Genomic DNA, 19,206 nt, shown 5'->3' with positions numbered 1-19,206 from the left:
TTCTGTGTGCCTGCGTTTTTAGCCTGTCCTGCGGCCAACCGGAATGCGTCAAATGACGTAGCGCGCTGGGGCGATTGCCGAATGGGCACCCAAGAGGGGGCCGAGCAGAATGATTCTCGTGGGCACTGTGCTTTCGAAGGGAAGCGCGGATCCGGACTTCAAAAACTGCGAGGAATCACCATGGATACGACAGATCAAACCGCCGGTGGGCGGTCATTCGGCAAGGGACTGGGGCTTCGAAAGAGCCTGATGACGCTGGCGGCTTCCGTCATGCTCGCCACATCCGCACAAGCGGCCGCACCGGCTACGGCCGAGGTCAACACCACCGGCCTGGCGGTTACGGATGACACCGTCACCGTGGGCATCCTGCACTCCATCACCGGCACCATGGCGCTTAGTGAGATTGGTTCTGTTCAGGCAGAGAAGCTGGCCATTGACCAGATCAACGCCTCAGGTGGTGTGCTTGGGCGTCAGATCGAATACGTTCAGGAAGACGGCGCCAGTGATTGGCCAACCTTCGCTGAAAAGTCGCGTAAGCTTCTGCGTCAGGACAATGTCGCGGCCATCTTCGGGGCTTGGACGTCCGCCTCACGCAAGGCCATCCTGCCAGTCATCGAGCAGTACAACGGCATGCTCTATTACCCGACCTTCTATGAGGGGCTGGAGCAGTCGCCCAACGTTGTCTATACCGGCCAGGAAGCCACCCAGCAGATTCTTGCGGGTATCGACTGGGCCGTCGAGAACAAGGGCGCCAAAACCTTCTATCTGCTCGGCTCCGATTACATCTGGCCGCGTACCTCCAACAAGATTGCCCGCAAACACATCGACAAGCTGGGCCTGAAAGTGGTGGGCGAGGAGTACTACCCCCTGGGCCACACCCAGTTCAACTCCGTCATCAACAAGATCAAGCTGAGAAAGCCGGACGTAATCTTCGCCTCGGTTGTTGGTGGCTCCAACGTGGCCTTCTACAAGCAGATGAAAGCCGCCGGTGTTGATTTCACCGACGAGAAGCCGCTGCTGCTTACCATCTCGGTTACCGAGGACGAAATCCGCGGTATCGGCGGTGAGAACGTTGAAGGCATCTACGCATCCATGAAGTACTTCCAGAGCCTTGATAACCCCAACAACAAAGAGTTTGTTGCGGCTTTCAAGGAAGCCTACGGCGACGACATGGTCATCGGTGACGTGACCCAGGCGGCCTACCTTGGCCCATGGCTGTGGAAAGCGGCGGTTGAGAAAGCCGGCTCCTTCGACATCGACAAGATCCGCGAGGAATTTGCAGGCATCGAGTTCACCAAGGCACCGGAAGGCTACGTGCGAATCCACGAGAACCATCACCTGTGGTCCAAGACCCGGATTGGCAAGGCTCAAACCGACGGCCAGTACCAGGTTGTCTACGAGACCGAGGAGCTGATGGAGCCGGACCCCTTCCCTGAAGGTTACCAGTAAGAATGGATGGCCGGCGCCAGAGTGCGCCGGCCTTTATCGCCTCCATAACGCAAAGCATGTTGGTTCGAAGGGGAGAAGGGTCATGTTCGATGGCTACACCAGCAGTGAATTGATGTCGATATTTGCCATGCAGGGGTTTGCCGGGCTCTCCCTGTTTTCAGTGTTCGTACTGATGGCAATGGGCCTGGCCATCATCTTTGGTCAGATGGGGGTGATCAACATGGCTCACGGGGAGTTCATGATCCTCGGCGCCTACACCACCTATCTCACATCGGGCTTTTTCCAGAGTTATCTACCGGGACTGTTCGGCGGTTACTTCCTCATCGCCATGCTCCTGGCGTTTCTTGTCTGCGCCGCGCTTGGGGCGCTGGTTGAATGGTTGATGATACGGCATCTCTATCATCGGCCTCTCGACACCCTGCTCGCTACCTGGGGCCTCAGCCTGATCATGCAGCAGGCCTATCGATCCATTTTCGGCGCCCGTGAAGTGGGTGTGGAACTGCCGGACTGGATGATGGGTGCCTTCCAGGTGACCGACCTTGTAGAGCTGCCGATTAACGGCCTGTTCGTCATGATCATTGCGCTCTCCATTGCAGTGGGCGTCTATCTGCTGATGTACCGGTCCGGCTACGGCAAGAAGGTGCGGGCGGTGGTTCAGAACCGGCCCATGGCCGAGGCAGTCGGTATCAACAGCGCCGGCATCGACCGGGCCACCTTTGCCCTTGGCTGCGGCATCGCAGGCATAGCGGGTGCCGCGTTCACCATGATCGGTTCAACGGGGCCGTCCTCGGGCCAGGCCTACATTGTGGATACCTTCCTGGTGGTGGTGTTCGGCGGTGCGCAAAGCCTGATCGGCACCATTGTCTCTGCCTTCGGAATTTCCCAGGCCCAGTCCACCATGGAGTTCTTCCTCAGCGGATCCATGGCCAAGGTACTCACCCTGCTGGTCGTCGTCGGCATCCTGATGTTGCGTCCGGAAGGACTCATGGCCCTCAAGGTCCGTCGCTAGGAGACTGTCATGAAGAATTCATCCCCCCTGAAATGGTTTGGCTCCCGCGAGGGACTGTATTACCTGGCACTGGCATTCCTGCTGGTGGTTCTCCTACCCCTGATGCTGGATCCGTTCCGGCTGAACATGGTGGGCAAGTATCTGACCTACGCCTTTGTCGCAATTGGTCTGGTGATGTGCTGGGGTAAGGCCGGCATTCTTAGCCTGGGCCAGGGCGTGTTCTTTGGCCTGGGCGGCTACTGCATGGCGATGTTCCTGAAGCTGGAGGCCTCCACGCCGGAGGCCACGGCCATCCAGTCCACCCCGGGCATTCCCGACTTCATGGACTGGAACCAGCTCACCGAGCTGCCTTGGTTCTGGGAACCGTTCCACAGCTTCTCGTTCACCCTGATTGCGGTGATCGGTGTGCCGGTGCTGCTGGCCTTCGTGATCGGTTTCGCCATGTTCACCCGGCGTGTCGGTGGCGTGTACTTCGCCATCATCACCCAGGCCATCGCGGCAATCCTGACCATTCTGATCATCGGGCAACAGGGTTACACAGGCGGCGTCAACGGCATCACCGATCTGCAGACCCTGATGGGCTGGGATATCCGCACCGACGCAGCGAAGACGACCCTGTACTTCATCTGCGTGGGCATGCTGTTCCTGTGCCTGTTCATCGCGCGTCTGGTCCAGAACCGGAAACTCGGTCGCATTCTCGTGGCCATGAACGCCCAGGAAATGCGGGTTCGGTTCTCTGGCTACGACGTGGCCGCCTTCAAGATCTTCGTGTTCTGCCTGGCAGCGGCGTTTGCCGGTATCGGCGGCGCCATGTTCACGCTGATCGTTGGCTTCATGTCGCCGTCGTTCATCGGCATCGTCGCCTCCATCGAGATGGTGATCTTCTGTGCCCTGGGCGGCCGCCTGTCGATTCTCGGCGCGGTCTACGGTGCCCTTCTGGTCAATGCTGCCAAGAGTGGCTTTTCGGAATCCTTCCCGGAGCTCTGGCCCTTCGCCATGGGCGCGCTGTTCATTGGCGTGGTGCTGGCATTCCCGAATGGCCTGGCCGGTCTTTACCAGACCTATGTCATGCCCCTTGAGGACAAGCTCTTCAAGCGCAGCAAAGGCGCCAGGGTCGAGGCCACGCCTGCGAAACCAGCCGCGGAGCGAAAGCCGAAAACCGAGAAAACTGATGATTACGATCCGATGATCGATTCCTACAGCCCGGAGAAATCGTGATGAGTGCAGCCAAAAGCAAAGCCAAAGATTTCCTGCTGGCAGTCGAGGGCCTGACGGTTTCCTTCGACGGCTTCAAGGCGGTGGATGATCTTTCCTTCTACCTGGATCCGAAGGAGATACGGGTCATCATCGGCCCCAACGGGGCCGGAAAGACCACGGTGCTCGATCTGATTTGCGGCAAGACCAAAGCCACCTCCGGCTCGATCAAGTTTGATGGCAAGGAGCTCACCAAGCTCAAGGAGCACCAGATTGTTCACTCGGGCGTGGGTCGGAAATTCCAGACCCCGTCCGTGTTCGAGGACCTGACGGTGTTCGAGAACCTGGAGGTCTCCTACCCCCAGGGGCACAGCGTTATGGGCGCCCTGGCGTTCAAGCGCGACCGGGCGGTTATCGAGGCTGTGGAAGAGGTGGCAGAGACCATCTTCCTGTCTGATGCCCTGAACGAACCGGCGGCGTCGCTCAGCCACGGTCAGAAGCAGTGGCTGGAGATCGGGATGCTGCTGATCCAGAAACCGGATCTGTTGATGCTGGATGAGCCGGTGGCGGGCATGTCGGTCACCGAGCGCAAGAAAACCGCCGAGCTGCTGAAGGTAATCACCAAGGACCACACGGTGCTGGTCATCGAGCATGATATGCAGTTTGTCGGCGACATAGCCGACCGGGTCACGGTCATGCATCAGGGCAAGGTTCTATCCGAGGGGTCGATTGAGCACGTGAAATCGGATCCGAAAGTCATCGAAGTCTATCTGGGGCACTGATCATGCTGAGCTTGAAACATCATTCGGTGGCCTATGGCCAAAGCACCATCATCAATGACTTGAACCTCGATGTGGCAAAGAACGAGATCGTTGCCGTGGTGGGCCGCAACGGCATGGGCAAGACCACGCTGATGAAGTCCCTCGTGGGCATGACGCCGACCAAGAGCGGCGAAGTCAATCTGGACGGTACCGATCTGTCGGGTATGAAAAGCTTCCAGCGTGTGCGCGCCGGGATCGGTTTTGTACCCCAGGGACGGATGATCTTTCCGACCCTGACGGTGCGGGAAAACATCGAGACCGGCCTGGCCGCGGTGGGCGAGAAGAAGGTACCGGAAGACCTGTACGAACTCTTCCCGGTGCTGAAGGAAATGCAGAACCGCCGGGGCGGCAACCTGTCCGGCGGCCAGCAACAACAGCTGGCTATCGCCCGCGCCCTGGCCACCCGGCCCAAGGTGTTGTTGCTCGACGAGCCTACCGAGGGTATCCAGCCCAACATCATCAAGGACATCGCCCAGACCCTTCGACGCATCCGCGACGAACGGGGCCTTTCGATTGTGGTTTCCGAGCAGGTGCTGAGCTTTGTGATGGATGCGGCCGATCGGATCCTGGTGATCGAAAAAGGCGCGATCGTGCACGAAGAGAGCCGGGAAGAGGCCGATCAGGACAAGATTGCGAGCTATCTGGCCGTTTAACGAGGAGCAGAGCAATGAGACACGGTGATATTTCCAGCAGTAACGATACCGTTGGCGTGGCGGTGGTGAACTACAAGATGCCGCGGCTGCATACCAAGGCCGAGGTGTTGGACAACGCCCGCAAGATTGCGGACATGATCAAGGGTATGAAGGTGGGCCTGCCGGGCATGGACCTGGTGGTGTTCCCGGAATACAGCACCATGGGGATCATGTACGACAACGAGGAGATGATGGAGACCGCGGCCACCGTGCCCGGTGACGAGACCGCCATCTTCTCCGCTGCCTGTCGCGAGGCCAATACCTGGGGGGTGTTTTCCCTGACCGGGGAACGCCACGAGGATCACCCCAACAAGGCCCCCTACAACACCCTGGTCCTGATCAACAACGAAGGTGAAGTCGTCCAGAAATACCGCAAGTGCATTCCCTGGTGTCCGATTGAGGGTTGGTATCCGGGTGACACCACCTATGTGACCGAAGGCCCCAAGGGCATGAAGATTAGCCTGATCATCTGCGATGACGGCAACTACCCGGAAATCTGGCGGGACTGCGCCATGAAGGGCGCGGAGCTGATCGTGCGCTGCCAGGGCTACATGTACCCGGCCAAGGAACAGCAGGTGATGATGGCCAAGAGCATGGCCTGGGCCAACAACTGTTATGTGGCCGTCGCCAACGCCTCCGGTTTTGACGGCGTGTATTCCTACTTTGGTCATTCGGCCATTATCGGCTTTGATGGCCGAACTCTTGGCGAATGTGGCGAGGAGGATATGGGCATCCAGTATGCCCAGCTGTCGGTCAGCCAGATCCGCGATGCCCGCGCCAATGACCAGTCCCAGAACCATCTGTTCAAACTGCTGCACCGGGGCTACACCGGCGTGCATGCCTCCGGTGATGGTGACAAGGGCGTGGCAGACTGCCCGTTCGAGTTTTATCGCACCTGGGTGCTGGATGCCCAGAAAGCGCAGGAAAACGTGGAGGCGATGACCCGCAAGACGGTGGGCACCGCTGAGTGCCCGATGGGCGAGTTGCCATTCGACGGCAAGGAAAAATCTGCAGGGGCATAAGCCCGGGAGGTGCTGATGCCGTTTATTAACGAACGGCTGGAAGCCAACCGGGAGTCCATCGAAAAGAACCGGGCCGCTTCAGGCCCGGTTCGTGCTTCCCGGTTCCGCTTCGAGCCTGATCTTGTCATGGCCCGCCTGCGGCAAAACATCGTCGGCCAGGACGAGGCCCTTGATGCCATGGAATCCATGCTGGTGCGGGTAAAAGCCGACATTGGCGAGGACAACCGGCCGCTGGCGGTGCACCTGTTCCTGGGGCCCACGGGTGTGGGCAAGACCGAAACCGTGCGCCTGATCGCCGAAGCCATTCATGGCAACCGGGATGGCCTGTGCCGTATCGACATGAATACCCTGGCCCAGGAGCATTACGCGGCGGCACTTACCGGCGCACCGCCGGGATACGTGGGCAGCAAGGAAGGCCATAGCCTGTTTGATCTGGACAAAGTTCAGGGTTCCTTCAGCAAACCCGGCATTGTGCTGTTCGATGAAATCGAGAAGGCCAGCAAGGAGGTGGTTCGTACCCTGCTCAATGTGCTCGATACCGGGCGACTGGTTTTCCCTTCGGGCAATCGTGAGATCGACTTTCGAAATACCCTGATTTTCATGACCAGCAACGCCGGCGCCCTGGACGCAGAGGCCCACCAACAGCGATACCAGCGAGGATGGCGACGCTGGCTTGGCCTATCGCCCGGCAAGAGCGAGGTCATTCGCGATGCGGCCTTGCGACGCCATTTCGATCCGGAATTCCTCAACCGGATCGATCAGATCCTCACCTTTAACCGCCTCACCGACAACTGGCTGGAAGCCCTGCTGGACATCGAGCTGGAGGGCCTCAATGGCCGGCTTTCGAAGAAACACGCAGAGCTCATTCTGTCGCCAGCATTGCGTACTGAACTCTGCCGGAGTTACGACGCCCGCTACGGGGCAAGGGAACTGTTGCGAGCCTTTCGCCAGCGCCTTGAACCGGCGGTTGCGCAGGCACTGCTGGCCTATCCGGAGTGCCGGAAGTTCCAGGCTGGCCTGGAAGGCAACGTCGTCACCGTTGACCAATACGTCGAATGACGTAGGCACCGGGGGCATTTCGCGAATACCTCACCGGCACGGGATTCCGGATAGTAAAGGCGTTACCTAATCGTGCAAGCCAACACCAAGGAGCGCCCGTTATGGCTGAAACCATTATCAAGATCGATCTGAACAAGTCGGCTTATGAGAACGACAAAATCCACAACCGCTGGCACCCGGACATTCCGCTGGTAGCCACCGTCAAGCCGGGGGACGATTTTATCGTCGAGTGCTACGACTGGACCGGCGGCCAGATCAAGAACGATGACAGCGCCGACGACGTGCGCGATGTCGATCTCAGCCAGGTGCACTTCCTGTCTGGCCCGATCGGCGTGGAAGGTGCCGAGCCGGGCGACCTGCTGGAAGTGGACATCCTCGACATCGGCACCTTCGAAGAAAGCCAGTGGGGCTTCAACGGGTTCTTCTCCAAGCAGAACGGTGGTGGCTTCCTGACCGAACACTTCCCGGAAGCCCAGAAATCCATCTGGGACTTCAACGGCATGTTCACCAAATCCCGCCACATTCCCAACGTGGAATTTGCCGGCCTGATTCACCCGGGCCTGATCGGTTGCCTGCCCTCCAAAGAGCTGCTGGAAACCTGGAACAAGCGGGAAGCCGGCCTGGTGGCCACCGATCCTGAGCGGGTGCCGGAACTGGCGACACTGCCCAACGGCGAGACCGCCCACATGGGCCAGATGACCGGTGAAGCGGCCAAAGCCGCCGGCGCTGAAGCCGCACGTACCGTGCCGCCCCGTGAGCACGGTGGTAACTGTGACATTAAAGACCTTTCCCGCGGTTCCAAGGTTTACTTCCCGGTTTACGTGGATGGTGCCGGCCTGTCCGTGGGCGACCTTCACTTCAGCCAGGGCGATGGTGAAATCACCTTCTGCGGCGCCATCGAGATGGCCGGCTGGATTCACCTGCGGGTTAACCTGATCAAGGACGGCGTGAAGAAGTACGGCATCAAGAATCCGGTGTTCAAGCCCAGCCCGATCAAGCCCCGTTATGACGACTACGTGATCTTCGAGGGTATCTCTGTAGACGAGGACGGCGGCCAGCATTACCTGGACGTGCACGTGGCCTATCGCCAGGCCTGCCTGAACGCCATCGAGTACATGACCAAGTTCGGCTACACCAAGGCCCAGGCCTACGCGATTCTCGGTTGTGCACCGGTGGAAGGCCACATCAGCGGCGTGGTGGATATCCCCAATGCCTGCGCCACACTCTGGCTGCCCACGGGCATCTTTGACTTTGACATCAACCCGTCTTCTGAAGGCCCCCAGAAGAAAGTCAGCGGGGGCATGGACGTACCGTTGTCGAAAGATAAGGAGTAATCACCATGCCTGTGTATGACTACAAGTGCCGGGAGCACGGCCTGTTCAATACCCTGGCTACCATGGAGGATGCGGCCAAGCCGGCGGAATGTCCGACCTGCAAGGCGCTTTCGCCCAGGGTGATCGTGTTGCCATCGCATATTGCGGCCATGGACCCGGCCAAGAGAGCGGCGGAGGACCGTAATGAACGGTCCCGACACGAACCGGTTTTCTCCACCGCGGACCGACGGGCCCACGATAAGGAGCACAGCCGGGCCTGCGGCTGCGGCTCCCCGAAACCGGGTAAATCCATGCTGTTCTACACCGCTGATGGGAAGAAGATGTTTCCCTCCATGCGGCCCTGGATGATCAGCCACTGATTGGCTGAGTTGATACTGTCACGTGTTTGGCCCCCTCTCCGGGGCCTTTTTTTATTCTGCTGGTTGTTCCTTCTGGATATCGTGTATATAGTGTTTTCATCCTTGGTCAAATACCAGATGTAGTGATCAGTGCGTAACCAACTCGGTCGGCGCGTGATCACGCCACACATTCTGGTATCGGGAATCCGGTGAGACTCCGGAACTGACGCGCAGCGGTATTGGGGAACAAGCACGGCATTACGACACTGGTTGATACCGGGAAGTCGCCGAGCGAGGCCGAATCGAACGATTCACGCCCCTGAGTCCGAAGACCTGCCAGGGATACGGAGCTTCACAGCTCCTGACTGCACCTTCGCGACCCAGGGTGAGCAGACCGGTTATGCCCAGCCATTCCTATGGTGAGGCGTGCCCCTGCGTACGCGATGGTGAAAGGAATTCAACGCGTATTCAGGAGAACACACATGTTTGCCTCAGCCCTGGCCGAACCCCGGCCAACCTCGCACACCGACACCGAATCCCTTCAGGTCATCAAACGCAACGGCACCCTTGTCGGCTTCGACCCGTCGAAGATCAGCATTGCCGTGACCAAAGCCTTCCTCGCCGTCGAGGGTGACAAAGCCGCCGGCTCCGCCCGGATCAACGATGCCGTACATCGGGTGACTGACCAGGTGATCCAGGCCATCGGTCGCCGCCTGAAAGCCGGTGGCAAGGTGCATATCGAAGACATCCAGGATCAGGTGGAACTGGCCCTGATGCGGGCGGAGGAGCAGAAGGTGGCCCGCGCCTACGTGCTTTACCGGGAAGAGCATGCCCGGGAGCGTGCCCGCCATGCCCCGGTTGAGGCGCACCCCCATCTGACGGTGAAAAAGACCAGCGGTGAAATCGCTCCCCTGGATCTGGGCCTGATGAAACTGCAGGTGGAGCAGGCCGCCACAGGGCTGGAGGGTATTGACGGTGATTCCCTGGTGGACGATGCCCTGACCAACCTGTACGACGGCATCGCCGAGGAAGACGTGCTGTCGGCCCTGATCATGACGGCCCGGAGCCGGATTGAGCGGGAGCCGGACTACAGCGCCGTCACCGCGCGCCTGCTCCTTGAGCAACTTCGTCTGGAGAATGCCGCTGCCCTTGGCCTGCCCATCAGTTTGCCCTTGGCGGAGATATATCCACAGGCCCTGAGTGCCTTTATCGAGGCAGGTATTCGTTATGAACTGCTGGACGAAGCCCTGGCCGCTTTCGACCTGGAGCGCTTGGGAGCCGCCCTGAAACCGGAGCGTGACCTGCAATTCGGCTTCCTGGGCCTGCAAACCCTTTACGATCGCTACTTCCTGCACTGGAACAAGGCCCGCCTGGAATTGCCTCAGGTATTTTTCATGCGTGTTGCCATGGGCCTGGCCCTGCGCGAAGACGACCCGAATGCCCGCGCTATCGAGTTCTACAACCTGTTGTCGTCGTTCGACTACATGGCGTCCACACCCACGCTGTTCAACAGCGGTACCCGCCATTCTCAGCTGTCGTCCTGCTACCTGACGACGGTGGGCGACGATCTTGAAGACATCTACGGCGCCATCCGCGACAACGCCATGCTGTCGAAATGGGCTGGCGGCCTGGGCAACGACTGGACACCGGTTCGGGCGCTGGGCTCCCACATCAAGGGCACCAACGGCCAGAGCCAGGGTGTGGTGCCTTTCCTGAAAGTGGTGAATGACACCGCGGTGGCGGTGAACCAGGGCGGCAAGCGTAAAGGCGCGGTGTGCGCCTACCTGGAAAGCTGGCACCTGGACATCGAGGAATTCCTGGAACTGCGTAAGAACACCGGCGACGAACGCCGCCGCACCCACGATATGAACACCGCCAACTGGGTGCCCGATCTGCTGATCGAGCGCATGCGCGAAGACCGTGACTGGACCCTGTTCTCCCCCAGCGATGCGCCGGATCTGCACGACCTGTATGGCAACGCCTTCCGGGAACGCTACGAGCATTACGAAGTGCTGGCAGAGCAGGGCAAAATCAAGCTGTTCAAGAAAATCCCGGCCAAGCAGCTGTGGCGCAAGATGCTCACCGTGCTGTTCGAAACCGGCCACCCCTGGATCACCTTCAAGGACCCGTGCAACCTGCGCTCTCCCCAGCAGCACCGGGGCGTGGTGCACAGCTCCAACCTGTGCACGGAAATCACCCTGAACACCAGTGCCGAAGAGATCGCCGTATGCAACCTTGGTTCCGTGAACCTGGCAGCTCATATCGCCAACGGCGAGCTGGATGTGCAGCGCCTGGAACAGACGGTGAACACCGCCGTGCGCATGCTCGACAACGTTATCGACATCAACTACTACGCCGTGCCCCAGGCCCGCAATTCCAACCTCAGGCATCGCCCGGTCGGCCTTGGCCTTATGGGTTTCCAGGATGCGCTCTATGAGTTGGGACTGCCTTACTCCAGCCCGGAAGCGGTGGAGTTTGCCGACGTTGCCATGGAGCAGCTCAGCTACTTCGCCATCCGGGCATCCGCCACGCTGGCGGGTGAGCGCGGTGCCTATGAAAGCTACGAAGGTTCACTCTGGCAACAGGGCATCCTGCCCATCGATTCCATCAACCTGCTAAAGGAAAACCGCCGGGAAGGGGATCTGTCTTTGAATACCAACGCCCGGCTGGACTGGTCGCCGGTGCGTGAACTGATCGCGAAAAACGGCATGCGCAACAGCAACGTCATGGCCATTGCCCCCACGGCCACGATTTCCAACATCGTGGGTGTGTCCCAGTCCATCGAACCGGCGTACCAGAACCTGTTTGTGAAATCGAACCTCTCCGGCGAGTTCACGGTGGTCAATCCCTCCCTGGTTCGTGACCTCAAGGCCGAAGGTCTGTGGGACAACGTGATGGTGAACGACCTCAAATACTTCGACGGCTCCGTTCAGCAGATCGACCGCATCCCGGCCGAACTCAAGGCTCGTTACGCCACCGCCTTCGAAATCGACGCAAGATGGCTGGTGGAAGCCGCAGCACGGCGTCAGAAATGGCTCGATCAGGCCCAGAGTTTGAATTTGTATATGGCCGAACCCAGCGGCAAAAAGCTGGACGCCCTGTACCAGCTCGCCTGGGAACGTGGGCTGAAAACCACCTATTACCTGCGCTCCCTGGGTGCCACCGGCGCTGAGAAAACCGCCCCGGTTGCCGCACCGCAGCCGCAGGTTTGCAGCATCGATGATCCCGACTGCGAAGCCTGTCAGTAACTGCTCACTTAACGATTTCGAGGCAAAACCATGCTTGATTGGGACGACGAACCAAAAACCGAATCCAAAGTGGCGCACCCCGGCGCCCCGGCGCCGGTGAACGTGGACGACAAACGCGTCATCAACGGCGAAACCGACATCAACCAGCTGGCACCGTTCAAGTACCCCTGGGCCTGGGAGTACTTCATGAACGCCAACAAGAACCACTGGACCCCCCTGGACGTGAACATGGCCCAGGACGTTCACGACTACCACCACCGGCTGACCGCGCCGGAAAAACATGTGTATGAGAACGTGTTGGCTTACCTCACCACCTCCGACATCCTCGCCATGCGCAACATCGGCCTGGCGGTGATGGAGAAGATGAGCGCCCCGGAGCTGCAGATCTACCAGGCCCGGCAGGTATACGAGGAAGCCATGCACACCTGGGCCTATCAGCACTGCATCGAAACCCTCAACCTGGACCAGAGCGAGATCTACAACCGCTACCGCGTGGTGCCGGCGATCAACGGCAAGATCCAGATTGCCAACCGCCGGCTGGATGCGGCCATGCGCCCGGACATGAACCTGCGCAACAAGGACGACCTGCAGGAATTCATCATGTCCTACCTGTTCTTTGCGGCCGTGTTCGAAGGCACCTGGTTCTACAACGGCTTCAGCCCCATTTTCGCCCTCCAGCGCCGTGGCCTGATGCGCGGCACCGGCGAGCAGCTGCAGTACATCCTGCGGGACGAGGCCATGCACTTCTCCTTCGGCCTGAAAGTGGTCAACCAGATCGTGGAGGAGGAGAACATCACCTTCGACCCGAAGGCCGTGCGCGAGATGTGGGACGAATCCGAAGCCGCCGAGAAGGCCTTTGCGGATTACATCCTGCGGGACCCGATACTCGGTTATTCGGCTGAGTATCACAGCGAACAATTCCGCTTCGTGGCTAACCGCCGTGCCCGCACGGTCGGCCTGGAAGAGCCGTTCCCGGGCGCGAAGAACGTCTCGCCCTGGTTAGACGAGCAGGCCACCCTGCGCAAAGAAAAGAACTTCTTTGAAACGCGGGTGATTGAGTACCAGACCGGGGCTCAGTTGGAGTGGTAAACCCACCTGATCGGCCGGAGTTATACGAACACGTTCGCATAACTCCGGAATTCCCGGTACGAAATGAAGGTAACTATCTGCTAGGGTTGAATAAGTCACAATGGCCGGGCGGAGTTATAAGTCCCGGTTTGGAAGCGGGATCGCTCGAGGGTGGGCGTATAACTCCGGCGGTAGCCGTGGTTATTGGTTATTAAGGCTATGTTTTTATTGAAAAATGAGCGTTTCCAATGGTGCCGGAAGTTGGAGTTTTACGAATGGGAGATATACGAACGCGTTCGTATAATTAGCTGTTAGGCATTTATGAGACGGAATTCTGTTTTTGCTGTTCTGGGATTATCGATCCTAGCTAGCTTGGTTAGTTTGGTAACCATAGTCTCGAGTCCTATGGTTGTTTCTTCCGATTCTGGGCATGTCGGGCCTTCGCCTTATCATCAAGAAATTGAAGATCTTTACGAAAAAACTAGCAAAGGCCTTCCCCCTTCAGCCCCAGAGTGGGCACGGTTGGACGAAGCGATTACTAGGAACAACATGTGGTTTGAGCAGCGGTTACAAAAGCCACAGAGCGGTGTAGGGCCGTTAGGTGTCTTAGAACTGAAAAGCTCTAAACTCGCACCGATTCTCGCAGTGATTTGGGCAGGAGCTTTCTTGATCGCTACTAGGCGAGGAGTTCAACCAACCGCACTGCTGATGCTTGCCTTTCCGTTGGTGCTTTACAGTCTAAACCTATATTCAGTTTTGGCAGCCATCGTGGCGGCAGGATCGATTGTAGTAGTGTATTTCGTGCGCTTGAGATTGAGCGCTAAAGCCTAACAAGGCCAGGCACGGCGACGCCTTTTTCGTTGCGGCTGCGCCTCCACTACAAAGCCGCGCATGCTGGCGGCGTTATGAGTTTAGGAGAATGCATGAAGCCAGATGACTACAATCCAATGGCAAGAGAGGCATTCGGTAGGTCGCTTATTGATGTGGGCGTAACGATATTTAAGAGCATCATTCTTCTTTTTACGGTGGTGCCTCTGGCAGCGATTCTAGAAATCGTATTTCGCGATCAAAAAGAGCTCTCTTCGGTATTTCAAATTCTTGATTCTCTGTCTGGCTCCACTCAGTTGCTCATCATTGGTTTATTGATAATTGGTTTTTGTGCAGGGCATTGGTTCAGGAAAGAGGGGCTCCGACACCTGCATGAGCTTGAAGAATGATCATAACCAGTGGCTGTTGGCGGACGCACCTACGCTGCGCTCCGGTGCGCCGCAAAGCCAAGCGTTATGGCTACAAGGAAGTCGAGTGAAAACGAAGGTTTATCTATCCATTTTTGCTAGCCTCATACTGGCAGTCCTTGTCAGCGCACTCGGCGGATCTTTTGGCGAGGCACTGGCAGAGCACGTAAACAAAGAGACTGCTGAATTGGCATTGGATGGCAGGTCAATATCAGATCTTTCCCGAGAAGAAGCCAACGCGTTGATGCGCGATCCGGAATTTGGTGACCGCTTGGTCGCAGCTAAGAAAGAGGTAACTGACGAGTACTGGTGGTATTTCGGCGCGAACTTCGCTATCCAAATATTACTAATTCTCGTCATTTGCTTGGTTTGCGGAAAATTTGTAATTCATACGGTGACCAAGCATGCGAGGCCATAACCAGGCGGTCAACCGGACGCCAAAAGCGTGGCGCTTTTGGTTCCCTCCGCTGCGCTCCGGCGCCGGTTACCATCAGCGTTATATGTGCCAAAGAATGAATGGTCATTGACGTTCACTGTGGCGGATTTTAGGAAAAACCAAGAAAAAACAATAGGAAAAACTATGCCATGGGTGGTGGCAATAACATCGGCAATTTTTACAGGGTTCTTAGCCTATAAAAGCCTCGGCTTTTACTATTGCTTCCGATATCGGCTCAAGGCTACCTCTCGGGACTGGACGGCTATTTGGGTGGATACGATATTTCTGATCTGGGTTTTATCTTTGGGTAGCGCGCCGACTTTCGTGCTAGCTCTGGCGTATCCAGAAGGAGATTTTTACCCAAGCGTTGTCGCTGTCGCCATCTTCTGGGTTTTCATTATTCGTGCTTATCTTTTGTTTAAAAAGGAGAACCCCAAAATGTATGAGGCGCTATGGGGCTCCCAAGACGAATCGAATAAAGGTAGCTAGTGGGAGTGAGGGTAAAGTAGGAGAAAAAAGGGGCCTTTTTCTTCTTTTAGTAGCCCACGCATCGAAACCATATAACCAGTGGGTGAAGCTGACCGGTACTACGCTGCGCTCCGTCCCGGCAGCTTACCCAAGGCGTTAGACAAGAAGGATACTCGGCATGGCTGTTAAAGCTGGATTCATTTATGTGCTGATACACCCCTCCGACGCATACTTAATCAAAGTGGGTATGACTTCACGAAGTCCCCAAGTTCGCCTTAAAGAGCACAATACTCAGTTTGACAAAGCCGCTGGCAAGGTTGTTCAGGCTACTGGGGAAGAGTGGATCTTAAAGGAGTTCTTTGCTGTAGAGGATACGTATAACGCTGAAAGCGCCTTCTTCCATAGATCACCGCTGACTGAAATACCATATGCTTTAAGTGATGAATTATTAAAACTAGACGATAAATTCCTCAATTGGGATTGGGTTAATGAGGGGCTGGAGTTGGCCAAATCAGTTGGTGTTCGTCGAGATATATCGAAAGCGCCAATTGCAAAGCCCAAGCCAAAAAGAGGTGCTAAATGGATCGAAGCCAGCCTAAGAGACTCCGGTCTGAAACCGTTAAAAGGTTTCGGGAACGGAATTACAAAAGTGGCTTTTGAGTGTCCCCAACGGCACGTCTTTAAAATTAGTGGGTACTGTTTGGCTCGGTTCCCCTTTTGCCCAATTTGTGAACCGTACAAGTTCGACGCTTACACACTTAGACGAGTCGAATTTTGTGAATCAGAGTAAGCAGTCCAACAAGGCACGTAAGGCGGACGCGTGAGACGCGCCGATTCGTTTTCGCGTTATGCAAAGAAGATCGAAAGATGAATGGGTTTGATAAGCGCGCTTTTCAGTATTTTCTAGGTTGCTGCGCAGGACTTTTCGGAGTTGCCTTAGCAATTTATCTTGGATATTTGTTGATTTCCGAGCCGAATATCGATTTGGCAGATTATATACAGCTTTTGATCTTGATATTCATATCAGGAACGATGTTTGTTGCTATTTGGACGCAGAATAAAAGAGAGGATTGGGAGCAGTCATCAGCTTACCTTGAGCGGTCTATCGAGTTAATGGGGCGGGCTTTTGAGGTTTTGAGCAGGGAAAACAATTATCCAAAGAACGATAGGATTTCATGGGTGACAGCCGCTCGATTGCTACAAAGGGCCGAATCTATTTCCCGCAGTATCAGTGTTTATTCGCACCAAGAAATATATGAGTCTGAAAAGGACTACCAAAGGCATCGCTTTAATGAGCTTTTGACTATCGAAGGGAAATCCCTCCCTCCAGAATTTTTCACTGGAAAATCAATGGTTGTCGGCGATCTCGGAAAATCCGCTGCTGGAGACGGCTCCGGCCGAGTTGGTGATGAATGGATACCAACAAGGATCGTTTCAGTAATTTATAGGTTCAAGTTGTATCCCGACAACTACGATGATCCACTTGAACGTTCTTCCGATCTAACTCAGCGCGAGCTAGAAAAGCTCTGGTTGTTCGACCACAAGGGGGTAGTTGACTACTTTTCGTTTCGTCGGCAGTTTTTCCCTGCGATCTCAAAAGTTTTTATGAGGACAGAAGGGCAAGAGACAAGAGAAGTAACTGCTGAGGAAATCAATCAATACATGCCCTCGTTAAGCGGTTTTTACAAGGAGGGAAATGATGGCTGAAAGCTTTAGGGATATAGAAAAGGAAGTGCTTCAGCGATTGCAAGAGCTTGATGTGGATACTTTGAGTGTTTTGGAGAAGTATTCAGAGGTGCATACCAAGTCTTTGAGAGCCCAAACCTTGGTGTCCACGGCCATCGCTTCTATCGCAGGGGCTGCTGTTACTGCTGCTTACATTTTTCCAGAAGTCGATAAAGCGGTAGTTGCGTTTGGTTCGGTTATTTTTGGTGTTTGTCTTGGATTCTTTGCACTCAAAGAGCGCAGGAAAGAACATAACCTGCTCATAAAACAACTATTGGATAGTGAAGCATTCTCTGGTTCGCCAACCCAAGATTCGGACCTTAAAAGGAAGAAAATCGAAAAGATCGTCAGAGGAGGTGCCCTCTGATGAATACACCTAACTACTTCTTTTATATAGCATTCGGAATCGGCGCTATCTTTGTTATCTACCGGTTCTTCCTGGTGAAAAAATCGCCGCTACTTACTGACGTCGTTCAACTTTTCTTGGCATCTATGGCTGCTTGTTCAAGTGCTAGGCTATTTTATCTGGTCTTCGAAGGGACGAATAGTTTGGGCGATTTCCAGCCCTACAAGGAGTCAATCGTTTTGGGAGCTGTTGCAGTCATGTGGGTATCGCTTCAAACACTCGCAGGTTTAGTGAAAAGCTCTGAAGAGCACAGGCGCTCTGCAGAAGCTGAGGTTGCTACAGAGACAACATAACGAGTGCGTCAACGGGACCGCTTTGTTCCGCTGCCGCTCCACAAATCAGCCCGTTACGCTGGTGTTATGCTCTGGTGCCCTAGCATGAAACGGATTCTATGAAGGATATTGGAAGCCGAATTAAGAAAATTGAGGCACTACTCGCAGATGGCGCAGTCTGCAGTCTCACTTATGCCGCGCTTGAATCCCGGTTCACCATTGAACTCATCTGCTACGAGCGGTTAATGACTGCGTATGGCTACACGTCCTATTCCGATCTTCGAAAATGGCAACCAAAGGATGTTGTTCAACAAGTAGTTCAAGAAGCCAATGAGCTAGCAGCCACGTCGCTCAAATTCTCAATATCCGCAACACCTGTAGATCCCAACAATCCCCCGCAATCAGTCACCGACTACGAGAACTTCGAATATGTCGAAGTCGGCACTCAGATAGGTTTCGATGTTAAAGAGATAGGCAAACTCTGGAATTCTCTTTCCGGCGCGGCACTCCATGTGCAGACACCGAGAAGTAAAGAAAGTGATCTGTCGGTCTATGGTGATCCTGTAAAAATCAGAGCCAAAGTGGAGAAAGCGCTCGATCTATTTAAAAAGGTTGCGGAGGGTAACCTTCTAACATCTAGTCCAGGCCCTGAAGTCTCGTACAAGTGCGATGGTTGCGGAGCAACGATCAAGCGAAAAGTGGCGCTTGTCTACGATGGGATGGTAGCGAGTTGTAGTTCAGAAGCCTGCAAAGAAAGCTACACTCTCACAGTAAGTGAATCAGGCGTTGAGTTCGGCCGGCGGCAAAAATTGTTCCCTTGTGATGGTTGCGGCAAAACGATAGCGATTCCTGCAAAACTGGCTGAGGGGCTCAGGATAGACCAGCTCCTGACAGCAGAGTGTGAGGTTTGTGGCGAAAAGACAGAGATAGTGCTTCGACCATGTAAGATCGTGCGCAGCAAAAAAATATAACAAAGCGCGTCACTCGGATGCCTTTGTCTCCGCTACGCTGCGCCAAAGCCACCGGTGCGTTTCGGCGTTAAGCACATTGATTATGAACCACAAAGAATACGTTGAGACACAAAGAAATAGGGTTTGTGAAGTGGCTGAAGGGATGCTGGATGGCTGCATTGACTATCTGGAGGGCTCGATAGAATTGTCCTCACTTCGCTTTCGGGTCGAGGTCCCAGAAGACGATCCTGATTTTATTCAGTTTATAGCAATCTCGTCAGAGACAGATCACCTACCAATTGGCAAGGCAAGGCAGTATTGGTCGGAGGAAGCTCTCCAGCGTCACGAGCCAGAGATCCAAGAGGTAAAGAAGTGGGCAAAAGAAATCTCATTGGCCCATTGCCGGTCGCTAGTTGAGAGGTTTAGTGCTTAACAAGTGGTTGAAGCTGACTGGAACTACGCTGCGCTCCGTTCCGGCAG

At 55.8% G+C, this 19,206-nt stretch carries 20 protein-coding genes and 1 riboswitch; all 20 genes read left to right on the top strand.

All coding sequences use genetic code 11. From position 1 onward, the window contains the following. Positions 1–180 precede the first annotated feature (180 nt). The 20 genes from urtA to NUW46_RS19420 all read left to right on the top strand — a co-directional run bounded on the left by urtA (position 181) and on the right by NUW46_RS19420 (position 18,747). Positions 181–1,449, top strand: coding sequence for an urea ABC transporter substrate-binding protein (gene urtA, locus NUW46_RS19515; protein WP_418141023.1), 1,269 nt, complete (start codon positions 181–183; stop codon positions 1,447–1,449). An 82-nt stretch (positions 1,450–1,531) separates the two neighbouring features. After that, the gene (urtB, locus tag NUW46_RS19510; protein ID WP_069182381.1) at positions 1,532–2,458 is read left to right on the top strand and encodes an urea ABC transporter permease subunit UrtB; all 927 of its coding nucleotides are present in this window, start codon (positions 1,532–1,534) and stop codon (positions 2,456–2,458) included. Between the two features lie 9 nt (positions 2,459–2,467). Further along, a complete protein-coding gene (gene urtC, locus NUW46_RS19505) occupies positions 2,468–3,676 on the top strand; it encodes an urea ABC transporter permease subunit UrtC (RefSeq protein ID WP_418141022.1) in 1,209 nt (402 codons plus the stop codon). Beyond that, on the top strand, positions 3,676–4,434 hold the full coding sequence (urtD, locus tag NUW46_RS19500; RefSeq protein ID WP_069182379.1) for an urea ABC transporter ATP-binding protein UrtD: 759 nt from the start codon (positions 3,676–3,678) through the stop codon (positions 4,432–4,434). The genes urtC and urtD overlap by 1 nt, the downstream gene beginning before the upstream one ends. Positions 4,435–4,436: 2 nt before the next feature. Continuing rightward, entirely contained in the window at positions 4,437–5,126 is a 690-nt protein-coding gene (urtE, locus tag NUW46_RS19495) for an urea ABC transporter ATP-binding subunit UrtE (protein WP_069182378.1), read from the top strand. A gap of 14 nt (positions 5,127–5,140) precedes the next feature. Continuing rightward, positions 5,141–6,187 carry an aliphatic amidase gene (locus NUW46_RS19490; protein ID WP_418141021.1) on the top strand — a complete coding sequence of 349 codons (1,047 nt, stop codon included), beginning with the start codon at positions 5,141–5,143 and terminating at the stop codon, positions 6,185–6,187. 15 nt (positions 6,188–6,202) lie between these two features. After that, the gene (locus NUW46_RS19485) at positions 6,203–7,246 is read left to right on the top strand and encodes an AAA family ATPase (protein ID WP_418141020.1); all 1,044 of its coding nucleotides are present in this window, start codon (positions 6,203–6,205) and stop codon (positions 7,244–7,246) included. 101 nt (positions 7,247–7,347) lie between these two features. Then, complete coding sequence (fmdA, locus tag NUW46_RS19480; RefSeq protein ID WP_418141019.1) at positions 7,348–8,580, top strand: formamidase; 1,233 nt, start codon at positions 7,348–7,350, stop codon at positions 8,578–8,580. 5 nt (positions 8,581–8,585) lie between these two features. Then, positions 8,586–8,939 (top strand): zinc ribbon domain-containing protein, encoded by a 354-nt coding sequence (locus tag NUW46_RS19475; protein WP_069182375.1) that lies wholly within the window; start codon positions 8,586–8,588, stop codon positions 8,937–8,939. Between the two features lie 126 nt (positions 8,940–9,065). Continuing rightward, positions 9,066–9,274, top strand: a riboswitch (cobalamin riboswitch). A 126-nt stretch (positions 9,275–9,400) separates the two neighbouring features. Next, positions 9,401–12,166, top strand: coding sequence for a ribonucleoside-diphosphate reductase subunit alpha (locus NUW46_RS19470; RefSeq protein WP_418141018.1), 2,766 nt, complete (start codon positions 9,401–9,403; stop codon positions 12,164–12,166). A gap of 30 nt (positions 12,167–12,196) precedes the next feature. Continuing rightward, positions 12,197–13,255, top strand: coding sequence for a ribonucleotide-diphosphate reductase subunit beta (locus NUW46_RS19465; protein WP_418141017.1), 1,059 nt, complete (start codon positions 12,197–12,199; stop codon positions 13,253–13,255). A 528-nt stretch (positions 13,256–13,783) separates the two neighbouring features. Beyond that, on the top strand, positions 13,784–14,065 hold the full coding sequence (locus tag NUW46_RS19460; RefSeq protein WP_418141016.1) for a hypothetical protein: 282 nt from the start codon (positions 13,784–13,786) through the stop codon (positions 14,063–14,065). Between the two features lie 92 nt (positions 14,066–14,157). Then, on the top strand, positions 14,158–14,451 hold the full coding sequence (locus NUW46_RS19455) for a hypothetical protein (RefSeq protein WP_418141015.1): 294 nt from the start codon (positions 14,158–14,160) through the stop codon (positions 14,449–14,451). Continuing rightward, on the top strand, positions 14,435–14,887 hold the full coding sequence (locus NUW46_RS19450; protein ID WP_418141014.1) for a hypothetical protein: 453 nt from the start codon (positions 14,435–14,437) through the stop codon (positions 14,885–14,887). Before NUW46_RS19455 ends, NUW46_RS19450 begins: the two co-directional genes overlap by 17 nt. Positions 14,888–14,914: 27 nt before the next feature. Further along, positions 14,915–15,394, top strand: a complete 480-nt coding sequence (locus NUW46_RS19445; protein ID WP_418141013.1) for a hypothetical protein — start codon at positions 14,915–14,917, stop codon at positions 15,392–15,394. Between the two features lie 157 nt (positions 15,395–15,551). Beyond that, complete coding sequence (locus NUW46_RS19440; RefSeq protein WP_418141012.1) at positions 15,552–16,163, top strand: GIY-YIG nuclease family protein; 612 nt, start codon at positions 15,552–15,554, stop codon at positions 16,161–16,163. A 77-nt stretch (positions 16,164–16,240) separates the two neighbouring features. After that, on the top strand, positions 16,241–17,080 hold the full coding sequence (locus NUW46_RS19435) for a hypothetical protein (RefSeq protein ID WP_418141011.1): 840 nt from the start codon (positions 16,241–16,243) through the stop codon (positions 17,078–17,080). After that, on the top strand, positions 17,073–17,465 hold the full coding sequence (locus tag NUW46_RS19430; RefSeq protein WP_418141010.1) for a hypothetical protein: 393 nt from the start codon (positions 17,073–17,075) through the stop codon (positions 17,463–17,465). Before NUW46_RS19435 ends, NUW46_RS19430 begins: the two co-directional genes overlap by 8 nt. Next, on the top strand, positions 17,465–17,797 hold the full coding sequence (locus tag NUW46_RS19425) for a hypothetical protein (RefSeq protein ID WP_418141009.1): 333 nt from the start codon (positions 17,465–17,467) through the stop codon (positions 17,795–17,797). The genes NUW46_RS19430 and NUW46_RS19425 overlap by 1 nt, the downstream gene beginning before the upstream one ends. A gap of 98 nt (positions 17,798–17,895) precedes the next feature. Continuing rightward, positions 17,896–18,747, top strand: a complete 852-nt coding sequence (locus tag NUW46_RS19420; protein ID WP_418141008.1) for a hypothetical protein — start codon at positions 17,896–17,898, stop codon at positions 18,745–18,747. The last annotated feature ends 459 nt before the right edge of the window (positions 18,748–19,206 follow it).

Source organism: Marinobacter sp. MA (assembly GCF_048298425.1).
Lineage (GTDB): Bacteria > Pseudomonadota > Gammaproteobacteria > Pseudomonadales > Oleiphilaceae > Marinobacter > Marinobacter salsuginis.
This window is presented reverse-complemented; position numbering and strand designations above follow the sequence as displayed.

Excerpts from the sequence above, each read along its gene's own strand:
- urtB (WP_069182381.1), top strand. The coding sequence starts at position 1,532 with ATGTTCGATGGCTACACCAGCAGTGAATTGATGTCGATATTTGCCATG.
- NUW46_RS19425 (WP_418141009.1), top strand. The coding sequence starts at position 17,465 with ATGAATACACCTAACTACTTCTTTTATATAGCATTCGGAATCGGCGCT.
- NUW46_RS19420 (WP_418141008.1), top strand. The coding sequence starts at position 17,896 with ATGAAGGATATTGGAAGCCGAATTAAGAAAATTGAGGCACTACTCGCA.
- NUW46_RS19475 (WP_069182375.1), top strand. The coding sequence starts at position 8,586 with ATGCCTGTGTATGACTACAAGTGCCGGGAGCACGGCCTGTTCAATACC.
- NUW46_RS19430 (WP_418141010.1), top strand. The coding sequence starts at position 17,073 with ATGGCTGAAAGCTTTAGGGATATAGAAAAGGAAGTGCTTCAGCGATTG.
- NUW46_RS19440 (WP_418141012.1), top strand. The coding sequence starts at position 15,552 with ATGGCTGTTAAAGCTGGATTCATTTATGTGCTGATACACCCCTCCGAC.
- NUW46_RS19460 (WP_418141016.1), top strand. The coding sequence starts at position 13,784 with ATGTGGTTTGAGCAGCGGTTACAAAAGCCACAGAGCGGTGTAGGGCCG.
- NUW46_RS19465 (WP_418141017.1), top strand. The coding sequence starts at position 12,197 with ATGCTTGATTGGGACGACGAACCAAAAACCGAATCCAAAGTGGCGCAC.
- fmdA (WP_418141019.1), top strand. The coding sequence starts at position 7,348 with ATGGCTGAAACCATTATCAAGATCGATCTGAACAAGTCGGCTTATGAG.
- NUW46_RS19435 (WP_418141011.1), top strand. The coding sequence starts at position 16,241 with ATGAATGGGTTTGATAAGCGCGCTTTTCAGTATTTTCTAGGTTGCTGC.
- NUW46_RS19455 (WP_418141015.1), top strand. The coding sequence starts at position 14,158 with ATGAAGCCAGATGACTACAATCCAATGGCAAGAGAGGCATTCGGTAGG.
- NUW46_RS19450 (WP_418141014.1), top strand. The coding sequence starts at position 14,435 with ATGAGCTTGAAGAATGATCATAACCAGTGGCTGTTGGCGGACGCACCT.
- NUW46_RS19490 (WP_418141021.1), top strand. The coding sequence starts at position 5,141 with ATGAGACACGGTGATATTTCCAGCAGTAACGATACCGTTGGCGTGGCG.
- urtA (WP_418141023.1), top strand. The coding sequence starts at position 181 with ATGGATACGACAGATCAAACCGCCGGTGGGCGGTCATTCGGCAAGGGA.
- urtD (WP_069182379.1), top strand. The coding sequence starts at position 3,676 with ATGAGTGCAGCCAAAAGCAAAGCCAAAGATTTCCTGCTGGCAGTCGAG.
- NUW46_RS19485 (WP_418141020.1), top strand. The coding sequence starts at position 6,203 with ATGCCGTTTATTAACGAACGGCTGGAAGCCAACCGGGAGTCCATCGAA.
- urtE (WP_069182378.1), top strand. The coding sequence starts at position 4,437 with ATGCTGAGCTTGAAACATCATTCGGTGGCCTATGGCCAAAGCACCATC.
- urtC (WP_418141022.1), top strand. The coding sequence starts at position 2,468 with ATGAAGAATTCATCCCCCCTGAAATGGTTTGGCTCCCGCGAGGGACTG.
- NUW46_RS19470 (WP_418141018.1), top strand. The coding sequence starts at position 9,401 with ATGTTTGCCTCAGCCCTGGCCGAACCCCGGCCAACCTCGCACACCGAC.